General features: G+C 65.4%; 23 protein-coding genes. 13 read left to right on the top strand and 10 right to left on the bottom strand.

Annotated elements, in window-relative coordinates:
* Nucleotides 1-44 precede the first annotated feature (44 nt).
* Genes hutI through hutU form a run of 3 tightly spaced genes read left to right on the top strand, consistent with a single transcriptional unit; the run spans nt 45 to nt 4,495 of the window.
* Nucleotides 45-1,259, top strand: a complete 1,215-nt coding sequence (hutI, locus tag A3AS_RS0127585) for an imidazolonepropionase (protein WP_018320768.1) — start codon at nt 45-47, stop codon at nt 1,257-1,259.
* Nucleotides 1,256-2,815 (top strand): histidine ammonia-lyase, encoded by a 1,560-nt coding sequence (gene hutH / locus A3AS_RS0127580; RefSeq protein WP_018320767.1) that lies wholly within the window; start codon nt 1,256-1,258, stop codon nt 2,813-2,815. The genes hutI and hutH overlap by 4 nt, the downstream gene beginning before the upstream one ends.
* A gap of 9 nt (nt 2,816-2,824) precedes the next feature.
* Nucleotides 2,825-4,495 (top strand): urocanate hydratase, encoded by a 1,671-nt coding sequence (gene hutU, locus A3AS_RS0127575; protein WP_018320766.1) that lies wholly within the window; start codon nt 2,825-2,827, stop codon nt 4,493-4,495.
* Nucleotides 4,496-4,662: 167 nt separating this feature from the next.
* Here the strand turns inward: hutU and A3AS_RS0127570 are convergent, their stop codons facing one another.
* A complete protein-coding gene (locus A3AS_RS0127570) occupies nt 4,663-5,283 on the bottom strand; it encodes a TetR/AcrR family transcriptional regulator (RefSeq protein ID WP_026202419.1) in 621 nt (206 codons plus the stop codon).
* Between the two features lie 254 nt (nt 5,284-5,537).
* Here A3AS_RS0127570 and A3AS_RS0127565 point away from each other — a divergent pair, with 254 nt between their 5' ends.
* The 8 genes from A3AS_RS0127565 to A3AS_RS0127530 are packed head-to-tail and all read left to right on the top strand — an operon-like array spanning nt 5,538 to nt 13,902.
* Nucleotides 5,538-6,398 carry a xanthine dehydrogenase family protein subunit M gene (locus tag A3AS_RS0127565; protein ID WP_026202418.1) on the top strand — a complete coding sequence of 287 codons (861 nt, stop codon included), beginning with the start codon at nt 5,538-5,540 and terminating at the stop codon, nt 6,396-6,398.
* Nucleotides 6,395-6,919 (top strand): (2Fe-2S)-binding protein, encoded by a 525-nt coding sequence (locus tag A3AS_RS0127560; protein ID WP_018320763.1) that lies wholly within the window; start codon nt 6,395-6,397, stop codon nt 6,917-6,919. The genes A3AS_RS0127565 and A3AS_RS0127560 overlap by 4 nt, the downstream gene beginning before the upstream one ends.
* On the top strand, nt 6,916-9,291 hold the full coding sequence (locus A3AS_RS0127555) for a xanthine dehydrogenase family protein molybdopterin-binding subunit (RefSeq protein ID WP_018320762.1): 2,376 nt from the start codon (nt 6,916-6,918) through the stop codon (nt 9,289-9,291). Before A3AS_RS0127560 ends, A3AS_RS0127555 begins: the two co-directional genes overlap by 4 nt.
* Before the next feature lie 23 nt (nt 9,292-9,314).
* The gene (locus A3AS_RS0127550; protein ID WP_026202417.1) at nt 9,315-10,556 is read left to right on the top strand and encodes an ABC transporter substrate-binding protein; all 1,242 of its coding nucleotides are present in this window, start codon (nt 9,315-9,317) and stop codon (nt 10,554-10,556) included.
* Nucleotides 10,557-10,567: 11 nt separating this feature from the next.
* Entirely contained in the window at nt 10,568-11,443 is an 876-nt protein-coding gene (locus A3AS_RS0127545) for a branched-chain amino acid ABC transporter permease (RefSeq protein ID WP_018320760.1), read from the top strand.
* Nucleotides 11,440-12,438, top strand: a complete 999-nt coding sequence (locus tag A3AS_RS0127540; protein WP_018320759.1) for a branched-chain amino acid ABC transporter permease — start codon at nt 11,440-11,442, stop codon at nt 12,436-12,438. Before A3AS_RS0127545 ends, A3AS_RS0127540 begins: the two co-directional genes overlap by 4 nt.
* Entirely contained in the window at nt 12,435-13,190 is a 756-nt protein-coding gene (locus A3AS_RS0127535; RefSeq protein WP_018320758.1) for an ABC transporter ATP-binding protein, read from the top strand. The genes A3AS_RS0127540 and A3AS_RS0127535 overlap by 4 nt, the downstream gene beginning before the upstream one ends.
* Entirely contained in the window at nt 13,183-13,902 is a 720-nt protein-coding gene (locus tag A3AS_RS0127530; RefSeq protein ID WP_018320757.1) for an ABC transporter ATP-binding protein, read from the top strand. The genes A3AS_RS0127535 and A3AS_RS0127530 overlap by 8 nt, the downstream gene beginning before the upstream one ends.
* Nucleotides 13,903-13,908: 6 nt before the next feature.
* Here A3AS_RS0127530 and A3AS_RS0127525 read toward each other — a convergent pair whose 3' ends face one another.
* The 3 genes from A3AS_RS0127525 to A3AS_RS0127515 form a co-directional block, all read right to left on the bottom strand.
* A complete protein-coding gene (locus A3AS_RS0127525) occupies nt 13,909-15,912 on the bottom strand; it encodes a bifunctional diguanylate cyclase/phosphodiesterase (protein ID WP_018320756.1) in 2,004 nt (667 codons plus the stop codon).
* Between the two features lie 337 nt (nt 15,913-16,249).
* A complete protein-coding gene (locus A3AS_RS0127520) occupies nt 16,250-16,522 on the bottom strand; it encodes a TonB-dependent receptor plug domain-containing protein (RefSeq protein ID WP_018320755.1) in 273 nt (90 codons plus the stop codon).
* A 65-nt stretch (nt 16,523-16,587) separates the two neighbouring features.
* On the bottom strand, nt 16,588-17,835 hold the full coding sequence (locus A3AS_RS0127515; RefSeq protein ID WP_020508749.1) for a hypothetical protein: 1,248 nt from the start codon (nt 17,833-17,835) through the stop codon (nt 16,588-16,590).
* 297 nt (nt 17,836-18,132) lie between these two features.
* On the opposite strand from A3AS_RS0127515, the gene A3AS_RS0127510 reads away from it, so the two are divergent.
* The gene (locus tag A3AS_RS0127510) at nt 18,133-18,468 is read left to right on the top strand and encodes a hypothetical protein (protein ID WP_018320753.1); all 336 of its coding nucleotides are present in this window, start codon (nt 18,133-18,135) and stop codon (nt 18,466-18,468) included.
* Nucleotides 18,469-18,529: 61 nt separating this feature from the next.
* Here A3AS_RS0127510 and A3AS_RS0127505 read toward each other — a convergent pair whose 3' ends face one another.
* Nucleotides 18,530-18,820, bottom strand: coding sequence for a hypothetical protein (locus tag A3AS_RS0127505; protein ID WP_018320752.1), 291 nt, complete (start codon nt 18,818-18,820; stop codon nt 18,530-18,532).
* Between the two features lie 161 nt (nt 18,821-18,981).
* On the opposite strand from A3AS_RS0127505, the gene A3AS_RS0127500 reads away from it, so the two are divergent.
* Entirely contained in the window at nt 18,982-19,791 is an 810-nt protein-coding gene (locus tag A3AS_RS0127500) for a substrate-binding domain-containing protein (protein WP_018320751.1), read from the top strand.
* On the opposite strand, the gene A3AS_RS0127495 is transcribed toward A3AS_RS0127500, so the two are convergent.
* The 5 genes from A3AS_RS0127495 to A3AS_RS0127475 form a co-directional block, all read right to left on the bottom strand.
* Entirely contained in the window at nt 19,765-20,463 is a 699-nt protein-coding gene (locus A3AS_RS0127495; RefSeq protein ID WP_018320750.1) for an ABC transporter permease, read from the bottom strand. The two genes, A3AS_RS0127500 and A3AS_RS0127495, sit on opposite strands and share 27 nt — an antisense overlap.
* 167 nt (nt 20,464-20,630) lie before the next feature.
* Nucleotides 20,631-21,329 carry an MIP/aquaporin family protein gene (locus A3AS_RS0127490; protein WP_018320749.1) on the bottom strand — a complete coding sequence of 233 codons (699 nt, stop codon included), beginning with the start codon at nt 21,327-21,329 and terminating at the stop codon, nt 20,631-20,633.
* Entirely contained in the window at nt 21,329-21,739 is a 411-nt protein-coding gene (gene arsC, locus A3AS_RS0127485; protein ID WP_018320748.1) for an arsenate reductase (glutaredoxin), read from the bottom strand. The genes A3AS_RS0127490 and arsC overlap by 1 nt, the downstream gene beginning before the upstream one ends.
* Before the next feature lie 17 nt (nt 21,740-21,756).
* The gene (locus tag A3AS_RS0127480) at nt 21,757-22,236 is read right to left on the bottom strand and encodes an ArsI/CadI family heavy metal resistance metalloenzyme (RefSeq protein ID WP_026202415.1); all 480 of its coding nucleotides are present in this window, start codon (nt 22,234-22,236) and stop codon (nt 21,757-21,759) included.
* Nucleotides 22,237-22,247: 11 nt separating this feature from the next.
* The gene (locus tag A3AS_RS0127475) at nt 22,248-22,592 is read right to left on the bottom strand and encodes a helix-turn-helix transcriptional regulator (protein ID WP_018320746.1); all 345 of its coding nucleotides are present in this window, start codon (nt 22,590-22,592) and stop codon (nt 22,248-22,250) included.
* Between the last annotated feature and the right edge of the window lie 44 nt (nt 22,593-22,636).

The following is a 22,636-nucleotide window of genomic DNA, read 5'->3' as shown; positions in this document are numbered from 1 at the left end:
GTCTAGACATATAAGTCAAGCATCCCACGCGAAGGGACCGTTGCATGGCAGAGCGCTTCGACCGGATCTGGCACAATGCCCGGCTTGCCACGATGCGGGCCGACCGGCCCGATCTCGGCGAGATCGAGCCTGGCCTGATCGCCGCGCGCGGCGGCCGTATCGTCTATGCCGGTGCGCAGTCCGATTTTCCGGCGGATGCCGACGCGGCCGAACGGATCGACTGCGAAGGTCGCTGGATCACGCCCGGCCTCGTCGACTGCCACACCCATCTCGTCTATGGCGGCAACCGCGCGCACGAGTTCGAGCTCCGCCTGAAGGGCGCGAGCTACGAGGAGATCGCGCGCGCCGGCGGCGGCATCGTCTCGACGGTGGCGGCGACGCGCAAGGCGAGCGAAGCTGATCTCGTCGCGAGCGCGCTGCCGCGGCTCGATGCGCTGATCGGTGAGGGCGCGACCACGGTCGAGATCAAGTCGGGCTACGGCCTCGACACCGAAACCGAGATGCGCCAGCTCGCGGCCGCGCGCAGCATCAGCCGCCAGCGGCCGGTTGCCATCCGCACCTCCTTCCTCGGGGCGCACGCCCTGCCGGTGGAAGCGGACGGGGACAAGGATCGCTATATCGATCTGGTCTGCAACGAGATGCTGCCCGCTGTTGCAAAGGCGGGCCTCGCCGACGCTGTCGACGCCTTCATGGAAGGCATCGCCTTTTCGGCGGAGCAGACCGCGCAGGTGTTCGAGACGGCGAGGGGGCTCGGGCTGCCGGTCAAGCTCCATGCCGATCAGTTGTCGAACCTCGGCGGTGCGGCGCTCGCTGCAAGATTCTCGGCGCTGTCGGCGGATCATCTCGAGCATACCGACGAAGCCGGCGTCGCCGCGATGGCGAAGGCCGGTACGGTGGCCGTGCTGCTGCCTGGCGCATTCTACTTCATCCGCGAGACGCAGAAGCCGCCGGTTGAGGCGTTCCGCACCCACGGCGTTTCCATGGCGCTCGCGACCGATTGCAATCCCGGTAGTTCACCGCTGACCTCGCTTCTGCTCACGATGAACATGGGCGCGACCCTGTTCCGGATGACCGTCGCCGAATGCCTCGCCGGAATCACCCGCGAGGGCGCGCGGGCGCTGGGGGTGCTCAGCGAAACCGGCACGCTGGAAGCCGGAAAATGGTGCGACCTCGCGATCTGGGACATCGAGCGTCCCGCCGAGCTTGTTTATCGCATCGGCTTCAATCCGCTGCATCGCCGGGTCTGGAGGGGCCAGTGACGGAGCAGGGCACAGCGATCGTCGTCAAGCCGGGAGCGGTCAGCCTCGACGATCTCGCGCGCGTGCTGGAAGGCGCATCCGTCGTGCTCGATCCGTCGTTCTGGCCACGCGTGGAAGCGGCTGCGGAAATCGTCGCGAAGGCCGCGCACGCCGACGTGCCCGTCTATGGCATCAACACCGGCTTCGGAAAGCTGGCCTCGAAGCGCATTCCGTCCGACCAGACCGCGTTGCTCCAGCGCAACCTCATCGTCTCGCATTGCTGCGGCGTCGGCCCAGCCACGCCCGAGCCGATCGTTCGGCTGATGATGGCGCTGAAGATCGTCTCGCTCGGGCGCGGCGCTTCCGGCGTGCGCCGCGCGGTGATCGAGCAGTTGCAGGCCATGCTGGCACGGAGTGTCACTCCGCTGGTGCCGCAGCAGGGCTCGGTCGGCGCCTCCGGCGATCTTGCGCCGCTCGCGCATATGACGGCGGTGATGATCGGTGAGGGGCAGGCGATCGTCGACGGGAAAACGGTGTTCGGCGGTGAAGCGCTCGCCGCGGCCGGCCTCGCGCCATTGACGCTCGGCCCCAAGGAGGGGCTCGCGCTGATCAACGGCACGCAGTTCTCGACCGCTTACGCTATTGCCGGCGTGCTGCGCGCGTTTCGCCTGGCTCGTGCGGCGCTCGTGACCGGTGCGCTGTCGGTCGACGCCGCGATGGCCTCGACGGCGCCGTTCCGTCCCGAAATCCAGGCACTGCGCGGTCACGCCGGGCAGATCGCCGCAGCCGCGACGCTTATCGCGCTGCTGGATGGCAGCGACATCCGCCTGTCGCATCTCGAAGGCGACGAGCGCGTGCAGGATCCCTATTGCCTGCGCTGCCAGCCGCAGGTCGCGGGCGCAGCGCTCGACCTGATCACGCAGGCCGCGCGCACATTGATCGTCGAAGCCAACGCGGTCACCGACAATCCACTGGTGCTGGTCGAGACCGGCGAGATCGTCTCCGGCGGCAATTTCCACGCCGAGCCGGTGGCATTTGCCGCCGACGCGCTCGCGCTGGCCCTGTCGGAGATCGGCGCGATCAGCGAGCGGCGCATTGCGACGCTGGTCGATCCGGCGCTGAATTTCGGCCTGCCGCCGTTCCTGACCCCCGATCCCGGCCTCAACTCCGGCTTCATGCTCGCCGAGGTGACGGCGGCCGCGCTCTATGCCGAGAACAAGCAGCGCGCTGCGGCCTGCTCGATCGACTCGACGCCGACCAGCGCCAATCAGGAAGACCACGTCTCGATGGCCGCGCATGCCGCGCGGCGACTGTCCGACATGGCCGACAATCTCGCCGCCATCCTCGGCATCGAGCTGCTGGTCGCTGCCCAGGGCATCACGCTGCGCGCGCCGCATGCGACCAGTGCTCCGCTCGTTGCGGTCATCGCCGCGTTGCGCGAGCAGGTGCCGGCGCTCAGTGCGGACCGCTACATGGCCGGCGATCTGGCCAAGGCCGCTGCACTGATCGATGCGGATGCGTTGCCGGCCATTGCGATCACTGCGCTTCCATCCGATCCGTTTCCGAGACTTGATTAAGAGGTCCGCATGAACCGCCGACTGGACAACGACCGCACCATCCGCGCCGCCCGCGGCAGCGACATCAGCGCCAAGAGCTGGCTGACCGAAGCGCCGCTGCGCATGCTGATGAACAACCTCGATCCTGATGTCGCGGAGCGCCCGAGCGAGCTCGTGGTCTATGGCGGTATCGGCCGCGCCGCGCGCGACTGGGACAGCTTTGACCGGATCGTTGCGGCCTTGCGCAAGCTCGAAGGCGACCAGACGCTGCTGGTCCAGTCCGGCAAGCCGGTCGGCGTGTTCCGCACCCATGCGGATGCACCGCGCGTGCTGATCGCGAACTCCAACATCGTGCCGCATTGGGCAACGCTCGACCATTTCAACGAGCTCGATCGCCAGGGCCTGATGATGTACGGCCAGATGACGGCCGGCTCCTGGATCTATATCGGCAGCCAGGGCATCGTGCAGGGCACCTACGAGACCTTCGTCGAGGTCGGTCGTCGCCATTATGGCGGCAGCCTTGCCGGCAAATGGATTCTCACCGCCGGCTTGGGGGGCATGGGCGGTGCGCAGCCGCTGGCCGCGACCATGGCCGGCGCTTCCATGCTCGCGGTCGAATGCCAGCCGAGCCGCATCGAGATGCGCTTGCGTACCGGCTATCTCGATCGCCAGGCGGCAACGCTCGACGAAGCGCTGGCGATCATGGAAGATGCCGCCAAGACGAAGAAGGCGGTCTCGGTCGGCCTGCTCGGCAATGCCGCCGAGATTTTCCCGGAGCTCGTGCGCCGTGGCGTCAAGCCGGATGTCGTCACCGACCAGACCAGCGCGCACGATCCGGTCAATGGCTATTTGCCGAAGGGCTGGACGCTAGCCGACTGGGAAGCCAAGCGCGCCTCCGATCCGAAGGGGGTGGAGCGCGCGTCGAAGACGTCGATGGTCGAGCACGTCCAGGCCATGCTGGATTTCCATGCGCAGGGCATTCCGACGCTCGACTACGGCAACAACATTCGCCAGATGGCGCAGGACATGGGCCTGAAGAACGCCTTCGATTTCCCGGGCTTCGTCCCCGCCTATATCCGTCCCCTGTTCTGCCGCGGCGTCGGGCCGTTCCGCTGGGCCGCGCTCTCGGGAGATCCCGAGGACATCTTCAAGACCGACGCCAAGGTCAAGGAGCTGATGCCGGATGACAAGCATCTGCACAACTGGCTCGACATGGCCAAGGAGCGCATCAAATTCCAGGGCCTGCCGGCGCGGATCTGCTGGGTTGGCCTCGGCGATCGCCACCGCCTCGGCCTCGCCTTCAACGAGATGGTGGCGCGCGGCGAGCTCAAGGCGCCGATCGTGATCGGCCGCGATCATCTCGACAGCGGCTCGGTGGCGAGCCCGAACCGCGAGACTGAAGCGATGAAGGACGGCTCGGACGCGGTGTCCGACTGGCCACTGCTGAACGCGCTGCTCAATTGCGCCAGCGGCGCGACCTGGGTGTCGCTGCACCATGGTGGCGGCGTCGGTATCGGCTATTCTCAGCACGCCGGCATGGTGATCGTCGCCGACGGTACGCCGGAAGCGGCCAAGCGGATCGAGCGCGTGCTCTGGAACGATCCCGCCAGCGGTGTCATGCGCCATGCCGATGCCGGCTATGAGACCGCAATCGACTGCGCCCGCGACAAGGGCCTCGATCTGCCGAGCCTTTCGAAGTAGCTAGCCGCGGGCTCGATTAACCTCTCCCGCTTGCGGGGGAGGTCGGCGCGGAGCGCCGGGTGGGGGCTCTCTCCAATCAGGGAGTCTCTCTGCGGAGGCACCCCCACCCCAGCCCTCCCCCGCAAGCGGGAGAGGGAGCGCACCTCCTTCGGGGCAGCGTCGCCGATTCAGCCGCTGACCAAGAGCTTCGGCATCGTCGTCTTCGCGCCGTCCATGAAGGTCTGGACGGCGTCGCGGACGATGGCGTCGAGATCTGGCGGGATCGGCGTCTCGTAGATGAACTTGCGGATGGCGAGATAGAAGATGCGGCCGTGCAGGCCCCAGAACAGCTCGGTCTCGCGCTCGCTCAATGAGTGAGCTTTTGAGTCGGGCAGTTTGAGCTCAAAGCGCAGCTCGGCCGCGGCCGGCTCGATGATCTCGCGGCGGACGATGTCGAGATAGCGGCTGGTGATGCCGAACGACTTCATGCCGGAGAACACGAAGATCCGCACCCAATTATATTCGAATACGCGCTCGACATAGTCGAGATAGAAGCGCGTGAGCCTCGCTTCCAGCGACAGCGAACGGTCGCGGACCATCGGTCCCCAATCGGGCGACCAGCGGCTGAGATAGACCTCCTGGTAGACCCGCTCGATCAGCGCTTCCTTGCTGGGGAAGTGACGGTAGATCGCCGAATGCGTGATGCCCATGCGCTTGGCGAGCTCGCGGGTTTGGCCTTCGAAGCCGCGCTCGGCAAAGAAGCGGATGGCCTCGTCCACGATCGCGCGCTCGCGGTCGGCCGCGCGCATGTTGCGACGCTTTGGCGCGGGCTTGCTGCCTGTCTCAATCCGCTTGCGGACCGGTCGCCTCAAAGTTTTCTGCGCTTTTCGGGCCATCTCGTCGCTGAATCAACGTGCCACTACCTTCATAGCCCAAGGCGCTTTTGTGACCAAATGGTCATTTCCTGTTGACCGGCCTTGGGAGGCGTGTCAGGATTTTGAGACCAGATGGTTACAAATCTGGCATCCCGGCTGATGAGCCGATGGATCTCGGGGAAACGGCAGTGAAGGCGAAGGCTTTCAGCTATTTTCGGGCTGCGACGATCGACCAGGCGCTGGATGCTCACGCACGCGCCGGCGATGACGCGCGCTTCATTGCCGGCGGCCAGAGCCTCGTCCCGGCACTGTCGCTGCGGCTGCAGGCGCCGCGGCTGTTGATCGACATCACCCATATCGACGAGCTGCGCGGCGTCCGGCGCGAAGGCGGTTACTTGCGCATCGGCGCGCTGACGCGGCATTGCGAAATGCTGAGCGAGCCGTTGATCGCCGAGTTCGCGCCGCTGCTGCACGCCGCGGCACCGTTCGTCGCCCATCCCGCGATCCGCAACCGCGGCACCTTCGGCGGCAGTGTCGCGCTCGCGGATCCGGCTTCCGAATTTCCGGCGATGACCTTGGCGCTGGATGCCGAGATCGAGATCGCCGGCCTCTCAGGCCGCCGACGCGTGAAGGCCGATGATTTCTTCATCGACCTGTTCGAGACGGCGCTCGAGCCCGGCGAGCTGATCACCGCGGTCTACGTTCCGCTGTTCAGGGCGGATCAGCGCTTTGCGTTCGACGAGCTGGCGCGGCGGCGTGGGGATTACGCGCTGGTTGGTTGCGGCATGCTTGCGACCTGCACCGGTGAGCGCATTGACGACATCCGCATCTCATTCTTCTCCGTTGGCAATACGCCGACGCGGGTGAAGGGGGTCGAAGCCACCTTGATCGGCGCGAGGTTGGATGCAGAACGCATCGCTGCCGCGCAAGGCGCGCTCGAAGGCGATCTCGCGCCGCCCGAGGGCGACGAAGTGCCGCCCGCGATGCGGCTGCATCTCGCTCGCGTGTTGCTTGGCCGCCTGCTCGGACGTCTCGGTGAGGGCGCATGAGCGGCTTCGACGATAGTCTGCTGAGCGAGGCCGACGAGACGGTGCGGGTCCGCTTCGTCGTCAACGGGCGCAAGGTCGCCTGCGAGGTCGCGCCGCGCGACACGCTGGTCGATTGCCTGCGCGACAAGCTCGAGCTGACGGGCACGCATGCCGGCTGCGAGATGGGCGCCTGCGGCGCGTGCCTGGTGCAGCTCGACGGCCGCGCCGTGCATTCCTGCCTGATCTTCGCGGTTCAGGCTGATGGCGGCAGGATCGACACCATCGAGGGGCTCAGCGAGAGCGGGCTGCTCGCCGATCTCCAGGCCGAATTCCATCGCCGCAATGCGTTGCAGTGCGGCTTCTGCACGCCGGGCATGTTGATCAACGCCCACGAGCTGCTCTCGCAAACGGCGCAGCCGAGCCGCGAGGATATCCGCGACGCGCTGTCGGGCAATTACTGCCGCTGCACCGGCTACGAGGCGATCGTCGACGCCGTCGACGCCGTGGCCAAGGCGCATAGTGAGAATGGAGGCGCGACATGAGCGCGCCGCTGACCTCGCTCGATCGCCCGAACTCCTATATCGGCCGTGCGCTGCCGCGGCCCAACGCCAAGCGGCTGCTTGCCGGGCGGGGACGTTACGTCAGCGATCTCAAGCTGCCGCGCATGCTCTACGCCGCGTTCCTGCGTAGCCCGCATGCGCACGCGAAGATCGTCTCGATCAAGATCGACGAGGCCTGTGCGCTAGAGGGCGTACATCTCGTCGCCACGGGCGCTGATCTCGCAAAGATCTGCACGCCCTGGACCGGCACGCTCGATCATTTCAAGGGCATGACCTCCGCGCCGCAATTGCCGCTGCCGCTCGATCGCGTGGTCTGGGCCGGACAGGCGGTGGTCGCCGTCGCTGCCGAGAGCCGGGCGATTGCCGAAGATGCGCTGGAGCTGATCGAGGTGGACTACGAGGACCTTCCCGTCGTCGTTGACATCGACGGCGCACGTAAGGCGGACGGTCCGCTGGTCAATCCAGGCAGTGCCAACAACACCTGCTTCCGCAGCCAGCTCGACAGCGGCGTCGTTGATGACGCCTTTGCGCATGCGGCCCATGTGGTGGAGGAGGAGTTTTCCTTCGGCCGCCACACCGCGGTGACACTGGAGCCGCGTGCCATCGTCGCCGACTACGATCCATCCGCGGGCATGCTCACCGTGCATCACGGCACGCAGACCCCGTATCAGTTTCAGGACCTCTATTCGCGCCACTACAACATTCCGGAAGCCCGCGTCCGCGTCATCGCGACCGACATCGGCGGCTCCTTCGGCATGAAGCTGCATGTCTATCACGAGGACATGGCGGTGGTCGGTCTCTCGATCCTGCTCGGCCGGCCCGTGAAATACGTCGCCGACCGGATGGAGTCCTTCGTCTCCGACATCCACGCCCGCGACCATCGCGTCCGCGCCCGGATGGCGCTGGATGCCAAGGGCGAGATCCTGGCGATGGATGTTCTGGACCTGACCGCGATCGGGGCGTTCTCGACCTATCCGCGCACCAGCGTCGTCGAGGGCAACCAAGTCATCCGCCTGATCGGCGCGCCCTATCGCTTCAAAAATTACCGAGCCACGCTGGAGGTGATCTTCCAGAACAAGGTGCAAACCAGCCAGTACCGCGCCGTCGGCCATCCCATCGCCTGCGCGGTGACCGAGCGTCTCGTCGACATGGCAGCAAGCAAGCTCGGTCTCGATCCCTTTGCCATCCGGGCGCAGAACGTCATCCCCGACGATGCCTATCCGCAGACCTCGCCGACCGGCTATCGCTTCGAGGCGCTGTCGCATCAGGCCTGCCTGAAGCGCCTGCACGAAATGATGGGCTATGACGCACTTCGTGCCGAGCAGGCCGACTTGCGCAAGCGCGGCATCTATCGCGGCATCGGCATCGCGGCCTTCGTCGAGATCACCAATCCCAGCCCGGCGTTCTATGGCGTCGGCGGTGCGCGCATCTCGTCGCAGGACGGCGCGATTCTGAGCCTGACGCCCTCAGGCGAGGTGCGCTGCCTGATCTCGGTCACCGAGCAGGGGCAGGGCACCGAGGCGATCATCAGCCAGATCGTGGCCGATCAGCTGGGCCTCGCGCAGGAGTGCGTCAAGGTCATCACCGGGGATACCGAGGTGACGCCGCATGGCGGCGCTACCTGGGCCTGCCGCGGCGCCGGCATCGGAGGCGAGACCGCGCTGCAGGCCACGCGCGCGCTCAAGCGCAACATCCTGGAGATCGCCGCGCTCATCCTCCAGGAGCAGCCGTCGGCGCTCGACATCGTCGATGGCGAGATCGTGGACGCCGCGACGCGTAAGCCGCGCCTGCCGATCGCCGAAATCGCGCGCATTGCCTATTTCCGCTCCGATACGCTGCCGCCGGGCACGCAGGCGCAGCTCACCGTGAGCCATCACTTCGCGCCGCAGGGCTATCCGTTCGCTTTCACCAACGGCATCCAGGGCTGCTCGCTGGAGGTGGATGTCGAGACTGGCTTCATTAAGCTCCTGAAGCATTTCATCGTCGAAGATTGTGGCCGCGTCATCAATCCGATACTCGTGGACGAACAGCTCCGCGGCGGCATCGTGCAGGGGCTTGGTGCGGCGTTGTTCGAGGAATGCCGTTACAGCGACACCGGTCAGCTCATGAACGGCTCGCTCGCCGATTATCTCGTGCCGATGCCGATGGAGATGCCCGACATCGTCATCGGCCATGTCGAGACGCCGACAGCCGACACGGAGCTCGGCGCCAAGGGGGTCGGCGAAGCCGGTACGGCCGCAGCGTCCGCCTGCGTGCTCAACGCCGTCAACGACGCGCTCGCGCCGTTCGATGCGACGATCAATTCGATTCCGATCACGCCCGCCAAAGTCCTGAAAGCCCTGAAGCGTTTCTAGAAAAAAGACAGTTGGAGGAAATCATGCTCAATTCCGGTTCGACCCCGAAAGTAACCCGCCGCACTGCGCTCGCCGGCCTTTCGGCAAGCGCGGCGCTACTCGCCATGCCGCGGATCGGCCGTGCGGCCGACGAGACGATCCGCATCGGCTTCCCGACGCCGCTGACCGGCCCCTTCGCAGCGGAAGCACGCGATCAGGTCAAATGCGCCGAACTTGCGGTGAAGCTCGTCAACGACAAGGGCGGCATCGGCGGCCGCAAGGTCGAGCTGCTGGTGCGCGATGACAAGCTCAATGCCGGCGAGGCCGCGACGCGGACGCTCGAGCTGATCGAGAAGGACAAGGTTCATGCCGTGGTCGGCGCGCTCTCCAGCGCCGTGCAGCTTGCGGTCAACGAGGTCACGCGCGCCCGCGGCGTGATCTACGTCTCGATCAGCCAGTCCGACACCATCAACGAGGCCAAGGATTTCAGCAAATACACGTTTCACGAGGCGCTGAACCCGCACATGACGACAGCCGCGGTGGCGCGGCAGACCTTGAAGAAGGGCATGAAAGTCGCGCATCTCGTCGCCGATTATGCCTACGGTCACGAGATGCTGCGCGGCTTCAAGCGTGCGCAGGCGGCGATTGGCGCGGACCATGTCGGCGAGATCTTGCATCCGTTCGGTGCGGCCGACTATTCCACCTTCATGCCGCGCCTGATGTCGATGCGGCCGGACGTGCTCTGCATCTCCAATTTCGGCCGCGACCAGGCCAATGCGATCAAGCAGGCCGTGGATTTCGGCGTCAAGCAGCAGATGAAGATCGTGGTCCCCGTCATCCTCCACAACCAGCGGCTCGCGGTCGGCCCCGACGTGTTCGAGGGCGTGGTCGGCGGCGCCAATTATTATTGGGGCCTGGAGGCGCAGAGCAAGTCGGCCGCCGGCTTCAACGCGGCGTTCAAGGCCGCCAATGGCGGCGCGATCCCGACCGATTACGGTGCCTACGGCTATTCCGGCGTCGGATCCTTGCTGGCCGCGATGCAGGCCGCCGGCGGCACCGACACCGACAAGGTGGTCGATGCTCTCGAAAAACTGCAATATGATCTGACCAAGGGCCCGCAGCATTACCGCAAATGCGACCACCAATCGGTGCAGTCGGTGCTGGTGCTGGAGTCCAAGAAGAAGTCCGCCATGGCGGGCGACAACGATCTGTTCGCCATTCTCGCCAACGACAAAGGCTCGGACGACATGCTGCGCAGCTGCAGCGAGCTCGGCCACGCCACGTAAGTCTTGAGACGATGGACCTGTCGCTGATCATCATGCAGCTTCTCTCCGGGATCGCCCTTGGGGCGGTCCTGGTGATCACTGCGCTTGGACTGACGATCGTGTTCGGCATGCTCGGGGTGGTCAACTTCGCCCATGGTGCGCTGTTCATGATCGGGGCCTATGCGGGGCTGTATCTGGCCTCTCTCACCGGAAGCTTCTGGTGGGGGCTGCTGCTGGCGCCCATCCTGATCGGCGCCTTCGGCATGCTGATCGAGTTCGTGCTGATCCGCCGGCTGTATGGACGCTCGATCGACGATCCGCTGCTGCTCACCTTCGGCCTCAGCTACGTCCTGGTCGAGGGCGTGCGCATCGTGTTCGGCAGCGACGGCATTCCGTTTCCGACCCCGCCGCAGCTGATCGGCGTGCTCGATCTCGGCATCGGCTTCTTCCCGCGCTACCGCCTGTTCGTCATCGTGCTGGTGGCGGTGGTGCTGCTGGCGCTCTGGCTGACGCTGGAGAAGACCCGGGTCGGGTTGATCGTGCGCGCGGGTGCGCGCGATCCCACCATCATGCAGGTGCTTGGCGTCGACATCGGCCGCGTCTGGCTCGCGATCTTCGGGCTCGGCGTCGGACTTGCCGCGCTCGGCGGCGTGCTCGCCGGGCCGATGCGCAGCGTCAATCCGGAGATGGGCTCGCTGGTTCTGGCCGAAGCCTTCGTCGTCACCGTGATCGGCGGCCTCGGCTCGATTGTCGGCGCGGTCGTGGCCGGCCTCATGGTCGGCATTTCCATCAGCCTGGTGGCACTGTTCGCGCCTGAAATGGCGACCATCGTGATGTTCGCGCTGATGGCGGTGGTGTTGCTGATCCGCCCGCAAGGCCTGTTCGGCGTGAGAGGGAGGACGGCGTGACGCATCCTTCGAGCGGCGAGGTTCTTGCCAAGGCTGCGCCGAGCGGGCTCGGCCGGCTTCTCGACCACCGCGTGCTGCTCTCCATCGCCGTGCTGGCGATATTGCCCTGGCTGCTGCCGTCCAAGGCGCTGGCCGTGAACGTCCTGATCTACGGCGTCGTGGTGATGGGCTATAATCTGCTGTTCGGCTACACCGGATTGTTGTCGTTCGGCCAGGCCGCGTTCTTCGGTGCGGGGGCCTACTTCACCGGCATTGCGATCGGGCGTTACGGCGTGCCGTGGTTTGCCGCGGTCGCGATCGCCGTGGGTCTCAGCACCTGCCTTGCGGCCGTGATCGGAATCATCTCGACGCGCACCCGCGGCATCTATTTCTCCATGGTCACGCTCGCGCTGGCGCAGCTCGTCTATTACGTCGCGCTCCAGGCCTCGTCCTTCACCGGCGGCGAGAACGGCCTGCGCGGCTTCACCGTCGACCGCATCAGCCTGTTCGGCCTCCAGGTCAATTTTCTCGACCCCGTCAACAAATACTACGTGCTGATGGCCTTTGCGGCGCTGGCGATGTGGTTCCAATCGCGCATCCTGAACTCGCCGTTCGGGGCCGTCATCGAGGCGATCCGCGAGAATGAGCAGCGGGCGCGGGCCTGCGGCTACGATGTCGAACGCAGCAAGCTGGTCGTGTTCATGCTGTCGGGCGCGATCTCCTCGCTCGGCGGCTGCATGCTGGCGCTGCATCTGTCGATCGTGCCGCTCGACATCCTGCACTACCAGACCTCGGGCATGATCGTGATGATGGTGCTGCTCGGCGGCGCCCGTAGCTTCTTCGGACCCTTCGTCGGCGCGGCGAGCTTCCTGATCCTGGAGGACGTCATCTCGCTGTGGACGCCGCATTGGCAGATCTTCGTCGGTGCGATCTTCGTGCTGTTCGTGTTGTTCCTGCCCAAGGGCATCTGGGGAACGCTGCTGGACGTCCTCGGTATCGGAAAGGCGCGGCGATGAGCGGCGAGCTGCTTCGCGCCGAGGGAATCGGCAAGCGCTTCGGCGGCTTCGTCGCGCTCGAGGATATTACCTTGTCCTTTGCGGCGGGGCAGCTGACCTCGATTATCGGGCCGAACGGGGCCGGCAAGAGCACGTTCTTCAACATCCTCTCCGGTGTATTGACGCCGACGTCCGGCAAGCTGCACTTCCGCGGACGCGAGCTGAACGGCTTGCCGCAGCACCGCTTCGTGCACCAGGGCATTTCGCGCTCCTACCAGATCACCAACATCTTTCCGGACCTGTCAGTGCATGAGAACGTCCGCGTCGCGGCCCAGGCGCTGGCTGTGAGCTACGACATCTGGCGCAACCGCGCTCGGCTGACCGAATTGCATGCGCGTGCTGATGCGGCACTCGACGCGGTGGGGCTTCTCGGCAAGCGAAGCGAATTTGCAAAATTCCTCTCGCATGGCCAGCAGCGCGCGCTGGAGATCGCGATCGCGCTGGTCTCCGAGCCCGAGTTGCTGCTGCTCGACGAGCCGACCGCCGGCATGGGACCGGAAGAGACCAAGGATATGGTCGCGCTGCTGGAGCGGCTTGCCGACAGGCGCACCGTGCTTCTGGTGGAGCACAAGATGAAGATGGTGCTGGGCCTGTCCAAGCGCGTCGTGGTGCTGCATCATGGCCGCCTGCTCGCCGACGGCGCGCCCGACGAGATCAGGAGCAATCCGGAGGTCCGTCGGGTCTATCTCGGACAGAGTGAAGGTTATGGCTGAAACCGCGCTGCTCGAAATCGAAGATCTCCACGCCTGGTATGGGGCGAGCCACATCCTCCACGGCATCTCCCTGCACGTGAAGGAGGGCGAGGTGGTTGCCCTCGTCGGGCGCAACGGCGCCGGCAAGACCACGACCTTGCGAACCATGATGGGCCTGATGCCGAAGGCGACCGGCCGCGTGCGCTTTGCGGGCAGGGAGCTCCTGCCGTTGCGCGCCCATCAGCGCTTCCACCTCGGCCTGGCCTACGTGCCCGAGGAGCGGCGCATCGTTCCCGGATTGTCGGTGCGAGAGAATCTCCGGCTCGGCCTGGTCGCGGCCGGGAGCGACATCGAGGAGCGGACCGCGATCGAGGAGATCGCCGGGACCTTTCCGCGCCTGAAGGAGCGCCTCGACCAGGAGGGCGTGACGCTCTCCGGCGGCGAGCAGCAGATGCTGGCGATCGCGCGCGCACTGATCGGCAAGCCCAAGATGATCCTGCTGGATGAACCCTCGGAGGGCATCATGCCCGTCCTCGTCGAGGAGATGGGCGTGCTGTTCCGCCGTCTGCGCGACGAGGGCAAGACACTGCTGCTGGTCGAGCAGAACGTCGAATGGGCTCTTCGATTGGCCGACCGCGCCGTGATCATCGACCAGGGCGAGGTCGTGCATCAAAGCAGCGCGGCGGCGCTGCTGGCGGACAAGGACATCCAGGAACGCTACTGCGCGGTGTGAGCGGTCTCAGGCCACGACCTTGGCGCCGTCGAGGCGCTGGCGTTCGTTCGCCAGATAGTCGCCGATCGCATCGCCCGACATGGGTTTTGCGAAATAATAGCCCTGGATGAAGTCGCAGCCGAGCCGGCGCAAGGTATCGAGCTGGGCGCGGGTCTCGACTCCCTCGACGACGCAGGCGATCTCCATGTCGTCGCAGAGGCCCGTCAGTGACTTGATGATCTTGTGACTGACCGGATTTTCGTTGATGTCGGCGACGAAGCTGCGGTCGACCTTGATCTTGTCGAGCGGCAGCCGGTGCACGTGGCTCAGCGACGAATAGCCCGTGCCGAAATCATCCAGCGAAATGCCGCAGCCCATCGCCTTCAGCGTCGCGATCGACTGCTGCGCGCGCACGAAATCGAAGGTGACGGCGGTCTCGGTGATCTCAAAATCGATCCGGCGCGGCGACAGGCCGCTTTTCTCGATGATCGAGATCAGCGGCAGGATGCCTTCGGCCGCGCAGACGTCGTGCGCAGACAGGTTGAACGACAGGCGGATGTCGTCGGGCCAGGTCTTGGCGGTCGCGAGCGCGCGGGCCAGCAGCGTCTGCGTCAGTGGCCGGATCAGGCCGATGCGCTCGGCGGCAGGAATGAAGTCGGCGGGGGACACCCAGCCGAGACGGGGGCTGTGCCAGCGCGCCAGCGTCTCGAAACCGGCAGTGTGCTCGCTCATGGCGTCGACGATCGGCTGGAACACCAGCTCCATCTCGGCGCCAAAATCGGAGGTGCGCAACAAATTCTCGATCACGCCGCGGCTCCGGATTTCGGCCTCGAGCTCGCCCGAGAAGATTACGGTGCGGCCGCGCTGATGGCGCTTGGCGTGATAAAGCGAATAGTCGGCACATTCATAGAGAGCTTCCGACGTCGTCGCGGAGTCCGGAAACAGCGCAAACCCGATCGAGCAGGACAACCCGGTGTGCGCGGTGTCGAGCTGGTAAGGCAGCTTGACCTGCCCGCCGATGCGTTCGCCAAGCCGTGCCAGATCGGCATCGTCGGGGTCACCACAGACGACGAGGCCAAACTCGTCGCCGCCGAGCCGGGCGAATTCCACGCGTTGCGGGCCGAAGCCCTCGCAGATCTCGCGGATGCGGCGGCCCGCCTCGATCAGCACGCGGTCGCCGACGCTGTGGCCGTAATTGTCGTTGATCGGCTTGAAGCCGTCGAGGTCGATGATGCCGACCGCGACGCGAACGTTCCTGCGCTCGGCGTCGGCAAAGGCGCTCGACAGCTCGGCGAAGAAGCGGCGGCGGTTCGGCAGCTCGGTGAGGGAATCGAGATTGGCAAGGCGGAAGTTCTCGTCCGAGAGCGCCTGGGTCGCCGCTTGCTGTGCCAGCAGCGACTTGCGGCTGGCGACGAGATCGGCGAAGTCCCGGTAGTAGATGGTCAGCACCGTCACCATCGCGCCGGTGACCAGCAAATTGTTGACGGCCATCGCCTCCAGCGTCGGCTCGCCGGTGGCGAAGTAGAACACGACGTAGGGCACGTCGACGACGAGAGTCACGATCAGTGCGGCCGAACGCAGATGCATCAGCGAGAAGATGCAGCCGATCACGGTCACCGCCATGTAGAAAGCGACCTGGCTCTTGGCAAAGGGATCGCCGTAGGGATAGAGGGCGAACGACCAGATGGTGAAGCCCGCCGCGATCGGGGCCGCGATCCAGTTGGTGAGACGCAGATTTCGCAGGATGTCGGCGTCGCTGCGGACGAGGTGGCGCTGCCGCAGCCACCAGAAGGTCCGATAGCCCGCCACCGCGACCAACGCGCCCGGCACGATCATGCTGAGCGAGGCCGGCGCCAGCGGCACATAGGTATATGCGACCGCGATCGTGTTGGTGATCAGGATGAAGTAGAGCAGCGGGATCTGCTTGGAGAAGGCGTCGAACTGCGCGCGCGTCAGCTCAGGATTGTCGGCGGGCACGCGAAACAGCCGCATTGCGGCGGCGAAGTGAGACTTCAAATCGGCAACAGGCATTGAAATACGAGCCCCGGATCCCTGAAATTGCCGGCGATGTTGCATAGCGTGGGTAAAGGGCGCGTTAGATCGGGTCCTGCGCGAAAGACCAGCACAGGGTTGCACGCTACCGCAGAATTTCCGGACGCGTGCAAGGGTGAGGCCGTGTTAACGATACGGGGCCGCGTCGGCAGGCATATCGGCGGCGAAGTCCTGCAAAAGCCGCCGCTACGTTCTGCTAACCATGCGCTTCGGCGCAACGATGCTTTGCATCGCCCGGAACTCGCCGACCTCTCCCGCAAGCGGGAGCGGTGAACGAGCCGCCGCGGGAAACGATTCAGCCTAATGCCATTCCGCTCTAGCGTCCGACCGTGACGCCGGCGGTCGAGCGCATGGCATCGCGGAGGCTCCTCGCGTTCATGTCGTCGAGGACTTCTCGCGTCAGCACGGTGGTCTGGCCGGGCGTGTTGAGGATGGTCTCGCCGCGCGAGGAGGAGAGCCGGTCCGCCTTGGAGGGCGCGGCTGGATCGGTGGCGGGCGTGTGGTGAGGCCGCTTGTTGGACGCCGCGAAGGCTCCTTGCGAGACGCAGACGGCGGCGATCACGATCAGTCGCAACAGCTTTGCAGGCATGCGATCTCCCATGTTCGGGAAACCTCAGCGTAGCACAAACGTGACGGCGCTTGCAGTGGAAAGGATCAGGCCAGAGCGGCCTGGCGTTCCCGCACCGGTTCGCGAATCCGGTCGAGCTTCCCTGGCTCGGCGAGCCGGGTGAAGCTGCGGTGGCTCGCCTGCGCGGGGGCCTCGACGATGACGCCCTCACAGACGATCTGTCCGCCGAGCATCTTGAATTCCAGCTTGTCGTAGCGCGGCATCGTCTCGCCGGGTGCAGGCGGCAGCAGCCCGACGCTGCCCTGGATGTTCAGCGTGGCTTCGCCGGTGCCGTGAAGGCGGGGGTTCCACATCCTGATTCCGCTTTCGGCCCAGCGCTGCCGGATCAGCGCGGCGCGATCGGCAGGTTCCGTTGCTTTCGCGCGAAGTTTCGGCGCACTGCGAATCTCCTCAGTGGGAGCTGCGAGAGCCGGAGCCGGCTCATCATGCGTGACCAAGATGGCGTCGGCGGAAGAGTCCTCCGCGGCGAGGGGGGCAGGATCGCTTGCAGCGATCGGTTCGATCGCCACCGCGGTGTCGCAGGTGGGATCGCTGTCGATGCTGTCTTCAGCGACAGGCTCCGCCGAGACGTCGGGATCGGCAAGCGTGACCTGGGTGTCGTCTACAACAGGCTCGACATCCACGGCGGCAACAATGGAGGGATCGTCGGCAACGACGAGAGCGGGAGCGTCAACCGAAGCGACCTCGACCGAAGCGACCTCAACTGAAACGACCTCGAGATTGGACGAGGTCTCCTCCACGACATCAGGCTCAACGTCGGCCGCGAGCTCGGGAGATGGATCGCTGCTGATGACGGGCTTAGCGCCTTTGGCCGGCTCGTCCTCGATGTCGATGGCCGCTACCGCTTCCGTGGCGACGGACTCGAGCTTCGTCGAGACCTCTACAGGCGGATCATTGTCGATGACGGGTTCAGGAACATCGACTGGTTTGGAACCATCGACCGTTTCGCTGATGACCTCGTCCGAGGCCAAGACCTCTGCCACGACGACCGGCTCGACCTCTGTCGGCGACTGCTGCAGGGACTCGTCGCTGCCGGCGATATCGGCTGCTGCTTCCGCGATGACAGGGCGGGCGGTGTCGTCCTCCGCGACCGCGGCGTCGCTGCGCAGTGGATCAGTGCCGATGCCGGTGTCGAGAGCCGGAAGAGCGTCAGCACTGTCAGTAACGATGACGGGCTGTTCCGCGACGACCGCCGCGCCGTCGATGCTGCCGCCCTGCGGCAAGGGCCGAAGCCGGGTGAACGCCCATTTCACCGCGGGGATGCGGCGCAGCAACGATATCAGTCTCGAAAGCACTGGGAGTTGTCCAAGAGGTACTCGGCGTGAGGCAATCGCTGATTCGCCAGCAATGTGAAAAACTGCCCCGGCCGTCACACCCCTGTCAATGTAGACGGGACCAATTGCAGAACATCCAAGCATCGGGCGCGCCGGCCGCTGCATGATGTGTCAGGCATCATCGAGAAACTGCGGTTGTCACCAGGCCGCCGCGCACCGACTGCCAATGTGACCGCTCCCACAGAGCTGCGGCACCGATCATGGATACGCTTCCTTCGAAAGCGAAGGAGAAAAGACGTGATCCGCAAGATATATCCGGCTGCGGTCCTCGCCGCATTGATCTGCGCACCTGCCTCGGCAGATGATCTCACTCCAAAGATCGCCGCTCATTTGATCCCGCCGAATGCGGAAATCCACATTTCCTGGACCAGTCCCGCATCCGACCCGCAGGGCCGTTCGATCGAGGTGGCCTGCGGCGAGGTCACTGTCCGCAATCCGAGAGGCTTCGACACCATGACGTTCGCCTATGTCATCGGCGACGACAAGCTTTGGCTGGCCAGGGACATCGGATGGATGAAGGAGCCAGAGCCGCAGGGGATCCGCAGCGTGATGAGATATTGCCCCGGCCGTTGATCGACGCCTATCGGCCTGTGGGAGGGGACGATGATCCCCTCCGGGATTTTCGCTCTTCCGACTACTTGCCGGCGCCGCCGCTGCCGCCGCCTGCGCCGCCGCCGCCGGCCTGGCTGCCCATGTTATTCGTGTTGGTGCCGCCGGCCGACGGCGATTGCGCGCCCTTGCTGTCACTCGCCTCGTTCTGCATGTTCGACGACTTGCCGGTCGTCATTCCCTTGGTCGCGGGGCCGCGCGAGGAGGGGCCGACGTCGCCTTGACCGGAGGCGCCGGGAGCCGGTTGTGTCTGCGCGAAGGCGCTACCGGTCGCCAGCGCCATGATGCATGCGGATGCCAGAATGATCTTTTTCATGGGATTCTCCTTGACATGACATCTCCGGACAATCCGCCTGCGGCCTCGGCGTTCCTGCCGATTTGACGCCATCGCTTCAACTCTCTGCGGCCGAATGTCGGGGTTCCCGTCGCCATCGCCATCGGCTATTCAGGACCGTCATTGTTTGTGGGGGACGACGCATGAGGAAGATTGTCGCCATCGGAGCGGTGCTGCTCTGGTCCACCATCGCGTTCGCGCAGGATCGCACCATCACGGTGGCCTCGACCACGTCGACGGAACAGTCGGGCCTGTTCGGCCATCTGCTGCCGCTGTTCTCGAAGGACGAGGGCATCAGCGTGAAGGTCGTTGCCGTCGGCACCGGACAGGCGCTGGATATCGGGCGGCGCGGCGATGCCGACGTGGTGTTCGTCCACGACCGGGCCGCCGAAGACAAGTTCATGTCCAAAGGACAGGGCGTGAAGCGCTTCGACGTCATGTACAACGACTTCGTCGTTGTCGGGCCCAAAAGCGATCCGGCGAAGATCGCCGGCGGCAAGGACGTCACGGATGCGCTGCGCAAGATAGCCGCGGCGAAGGCACCGTTCATCTCGCGCGGCGACAAATCCGGCACGCATGCGGCCGAGCTCCGGCTGTGGAAGGAGGCGGGCGTCGACATCAGTGCCGGCAAGGACAGCTGGTATCGTGAGATCGGCCAGGGCATGGGCCCGGCGCTGAACATGGCGTCGTCGTCGAACGCTTATGTTCTGTCGGACCGCGGCACCTGGCTGTCGTTCAAGAATCGCGGCGAGCTCGCCATCCTGACGGAGGGCGACAAGCGGCTGTTCAACCAGTACGGCGTCATGCTGGTGAATCCCGAGAAGCACCCGAATGTGAAGGCGAAGGATGGGCAGGCCTTCATCGACTGGCTCGTGTCATCGAAGGGGCAGGAGGCGATCGCCGGATACAAGGTTGGCGGCGAGCAGCTATTTTTCCCCAACGCGTCCCACTAGCAGGAAGGCGATGGTCGACACCGCGACGCTGAGCGCGAGCAGGATCAGGCCGAGCCCGAGTGCCAGCGGCAGATCGCCCTTGCTGGTCTCCAGCGCGATCGCGGTCGTCATCGTGCGCGTGAAGCCGCGGATGTTGCCGCCGACGATGATGATGGCACCGACCTCGGCGATGGCGCGCCCGAAGGCCGCGAGAAAAGCTGTCAGCAGCGAGGTCCGGCCCAGCGCGTACAGCAGCGCCATGCAGCGGAAGATCGACAGCCCGTCGATCCGTGCCAGATCGCCATATTCCGCCCACAGCAGGCTCGCCGGCCGGTGCACCAGCGCCACCACGATCGGGGTGGCGAGCAGCGTCTGCGCGATCACCATGGCGGCGGGCGTGAACAACAGTCCCGCCGCCCCGAGCGGGCCTGACCGCGACAGCAGAAGATAGAGCGCGAGCCCGACCACGACCGGCGGAAGGCCGAGCAGCGCATTGGTCAGCACGATGATCACCTGCCGCCCGCGGAAACGCGTGATCGCCAGCAAGGCCCCGATCGGTGCACCGATCAGCAGGGCAAGGACGCTCGCGGTCAGGCTGACGCGCACCGACAATGCGACGATGCCGAGCAGCTCGGCGTCGGCTTCGCCGATCAGCGAGAGCGCCGCGCCAACGGATCGTGCGAAGTCGTTCATGCGGCCTGACGCTTCGGCGCCGGGCGGAATGCCTCCTGATCGTCGATATCGGGTGTTCGTAGCGGCTTCACTGACCGGTTCCTGCGAGTCTTGCTGACATCCACAGAATACCCGGGAGGAACGGTTTGGAAACGCGATTCAATTCAAAAAATGCGGCTGGCGCCGCGTTATGCAGGCTCTTCTGACACGATCCGACGGGAGCTTTGCCTTTCGGGGGCCCAAAGCCAGCGCGCGAGCAGAACGGCGAGAACCGCGCCGATGAACTGGGCGGCAATGAAAGCCGGCATGCCTTGTGGGGCAATACCCGCGAACGTATCGGACAGCGAGCGGGCGATAGTGACCGCGGGGTTGGCGAACGAGGTGGACGAGGTGAACCAATACGCCGACGTGACATAGAGGCCGACAGCGTAAGGCACGGCGGTGTTGGTCCGGTGCCCGACGCCAAAGATCGTCGAGAGCAGACCGAAGGTGGCTACAGCCTCGGCCAGCCATTGTCCGGCTCCGGTGCGGGCCGTGAGGGAAAGCTGGAGGACAGGAAGCTCGAACATCAGGTGCGCGATCCCGACACCCGCGACCGCGCCGGCGATCTGGGCGATGGCGTAGGTCGCCGCGTCCGTCCACGTCGTTTCGCCGCGCAAGGCGAATGCGAGCGTGACCGCCGGATTGAAATGAGCCCCCGATATCGGAGCGAAGATCAGGATCAGCACCACCAGGATTGCGCCCGTGGCGATCGTATTGCACAGCAGCGCCAGAGCGACGTTTCCGCCCGAGAGCTTCTGCGCCATGATCCCGGAGCCGACCACCGCAGCAAGCAGGAACGCCGTCCCGAGCCACTCGGCGAAGGCGCGCTGTGCAAGGCTCGGCATCAGGCGTCGCGATCCAGTCTGACGCGCTCGCCGTCTTCCTTGACGAATTCGCCCCGCTGCGGCGGCAGCAGATCCAGCACGAGCTCGGAGGGGCGGCAGAGCCTGACGCCTTTCGGCGTCACCACGATCGGCCGGTTGATCAGGATTGGATGCGCCATCATCGCGTCGAGCAGCTGATCGTCCGTCAGCGCCGGATTGGCGAGCCCGAGCTCCGCATAGGGCGCCGCTTTTTCGCGAACCGCCTCGCGCACCGAAATCCCCATGCGCGCGACGAGCTGCTGCAGCAATGCCCGCGACGGCGGCGTTTTCAGATATTCGATCACGTGCGGCTCGATACCGGCATGCCGGATCATGGCGAGCGTGTTGCGTGACGTGCCGCAATCGGGATTGTGGTAGATGATCGCGTCCATTGCAGATGCCCTCGTGCTCAGCAGCAGGCCCGCGAGGTTGCCGGCGCCGCCTGCGGCGCGCAGCAGGCCGATTGCTGCTCCGGTTTCTCATGCGCGACCCGCGCCTGGTTCTCGCCGCTGCCGTCGCCGTAATCGGTGCTCTCGCCCGTGGTGTGGAAGGTTTCCCAGGCGATGCCGGCCGGATCATCGATCCACGACTTTTCCGACTTGGCATAGCAGCAGGTGGTCTGCCCTTGCTCGACGACGTTGCCGCCGGCCTTGCGCAGTCGGGCATAGACCTCCTGGAGCTCCTCGCCGGTCTCGACCTGGATGCCGAGATGATCGAGCCCAGCCGCGCGTCCGCGCGTCGAGATCGCAAAATTCACGCGGGGGTCGTCTAGCATCCATTTGGCATAGTCGGACTTCACGACCGAGGGCTCGCTGGCAAACAGGGCGGAGTAGAATCCGATGGAATGGGAGAGATCCTCGACGGACACGTGAACGTGCAGGCGCTTCATGGTCTGTCCTTTCAGGCTGGCACTTTGCTGCGCTTCCGCGCCGGTTTCGAAGGCTTTGCCGGAGCGCATGACACCCCGCCGCAGCAGTTTTCGGTCAGGAATCCGACCAGCGAATTCATGGTCTCGAACCGCGCCGCATAGATCATCGAACGCCCCTCGCGACGGACGGTCGCGAGCCCGGCCATCCGTAGCCGGTCGAAATGGAAGGTCAGCGTGTTGGGGGCGAGATCCAGCGCCTCGGCCACCGCGCCGGCGGTCAGGCCTTCGGGGCCGGCTTGCACCAGCAGGCGGAAAACATCGAGGCGATTGTCCTGAGCAAGCGCGGCAAGCGCCGCGACGGCGTCCGTCTTTTCCATATTTCAACGATTATTGAAATAACGGCGGCCTGTCAATCGAGATT

This window comes from Bradyrhizobium sp. WSM2793 (assembly GCF_000379585.1).
GTDB lineage: Bacteria > Pseudomonadota > Alphaproteobacteria > Rhizobiales > Xanthobacteraceae > Bradyrhizobium.
Note: the sequence above shows the minus strand (reverse complement) of the source record. Positions and strands in the feature narration are given on the sequence as shown.

What these genes read in the sequence shown, in the direction of transcription:
- hutI (WP_018320768.1), top strand. Translation starts at nt 45, where the DNA reads ATGGCAGAGCGCTTCGACCGGATCTGGCACAATGCCCGGCTTGCCACG.
- hutU (WP_018320766.1), top strand. Translation starts at nt 2,825, where the DNA reads ATGAACCGCCGACTGGACAACGACCGCACCATCCGCGCCGCCCGCGGC.
- A3AS_RS0127570 (WP_026202419.1), bottom strand. Translation starts at nt 5,283, where the DNA reads ATGCGCGCGGCCGACCGCGAGCGCGCGATCGTGGACGAGGCCATCCGC.
- A3AS_RS0127560 (WP_018320763.1), top strand. Translation starts at nt 6,395, where the DNA reads ATGAGCGGCTTCGACGATAGTCTGCTGAGCGAGGCCGACGAGACGGTG.
- A3AS_RS0127555 (WP_018320762.1), top strand. Translation starts at nt 6,916, where the DNA reads ATGAGCGCGCCGCTGACCTCGCTCGATCGCCCGAACTCCTATATCGGC.
- A3AS_RS0127550 (WP_026202417.1), top strand. Translation starts at nt 9,315, where the DNA reads ATGCTCAATTCCGGTTCGACCCCGAAAGTAACCCGCCGCACTGCGCTC.
- A3AS_RS0127545 (WP_018320760.1), top strand. Translation starts at nt 10,568, where the DNA reads ATGGACCTGTCGCTGATCATCATGCAGCTTCTCTCCGGGATCGCCCTT.
- A3AS_RS0127535 (WP_018320758.1), top strand. Translation starts at nt 12,435, where the DNA reads ATGAGCGGCGAGCTGCTTCGCGCCGAGGGAATCGGCAAGCGCTTCGGC.
- A3AS_RS0127530 (WP_018320757.1), top strand. Translation starts at nt 13,183, where the DNA reads ATGGCTGAAACCGCGCTGCTCGAAATCGAAGATCTCCACGCCTGGTAT.
- A3AS_RS0127525 (WP_018320756.1), bottom strand. Translation starts at nt 15,912, where the DNA reads ATGCCTGTTGCCGATTTGAAGTCTCACTTCGCCGCCGCAATGCGGCTG.
- A3AS_RS0127520 (WP_018320755.1), bottom strand. Translation starts at nt 16,522, where the DNA reads ATGCCTGCAAAGCTGTTGCGACTGATCGTGATCGCCGCCGTCTGCGTC.
- A3AS_RS0127505 (WP_018320752.1), bottom strand. Translation starts at nt 18,820, where the DNA reads ATGAAAAAGATCATTCTGGCATCCGCATGCATCATGGCGCTGGCGACC.
- A3AS_RS0127500 (WP_018320751.1), top strand. Translation starts at nt 18,982, where the DNA reads ATGAGGAAGATTGTCGCCATCGGAGCGGTGCTGCTCTGGTCCACCATC.
- A3AS_RS0127495 (WP_018320750.1), bottom strand. Translation starts at nt 20,463, where the DNA reads ATGAACGACTTCGCACGATCCGTTGGCGCGGCGCTCTCGCTGATCGGC.
- A3AS_RS0127490 (WP_018320749.1), bottom strand. Translation starts at nt 21,329, where the DNA reads ATGCCGAGCCTTGCACAGCGCGCCTTCGCCGAGTGGCTCGGGACGGCG.
- arsC (WP_018320748.1), bottom strand. Translation starts at nt 21,739, where the DNA reads ATGGACGCGATCATCTACCACAATCCCGATTGCGGCACGTCACGCAAC.
- A3AS_RS0127480 (WP_026202415.1), bottom strand. Translation starts at nt 22,236, where the DNA reads ATGAAGCGCCTGCACGTTCACGTGTCCGTCGAGGATCTCTCCCATTCC.
- A3AS_RS0127475 (WP_018320746.1), bottom strand. Translation starts at nt 22,592, where the DNA reads ATGGAAAAGACGGACGCCGTCGCGGCGCTTGCCGCGCTTGCTCAGGAC.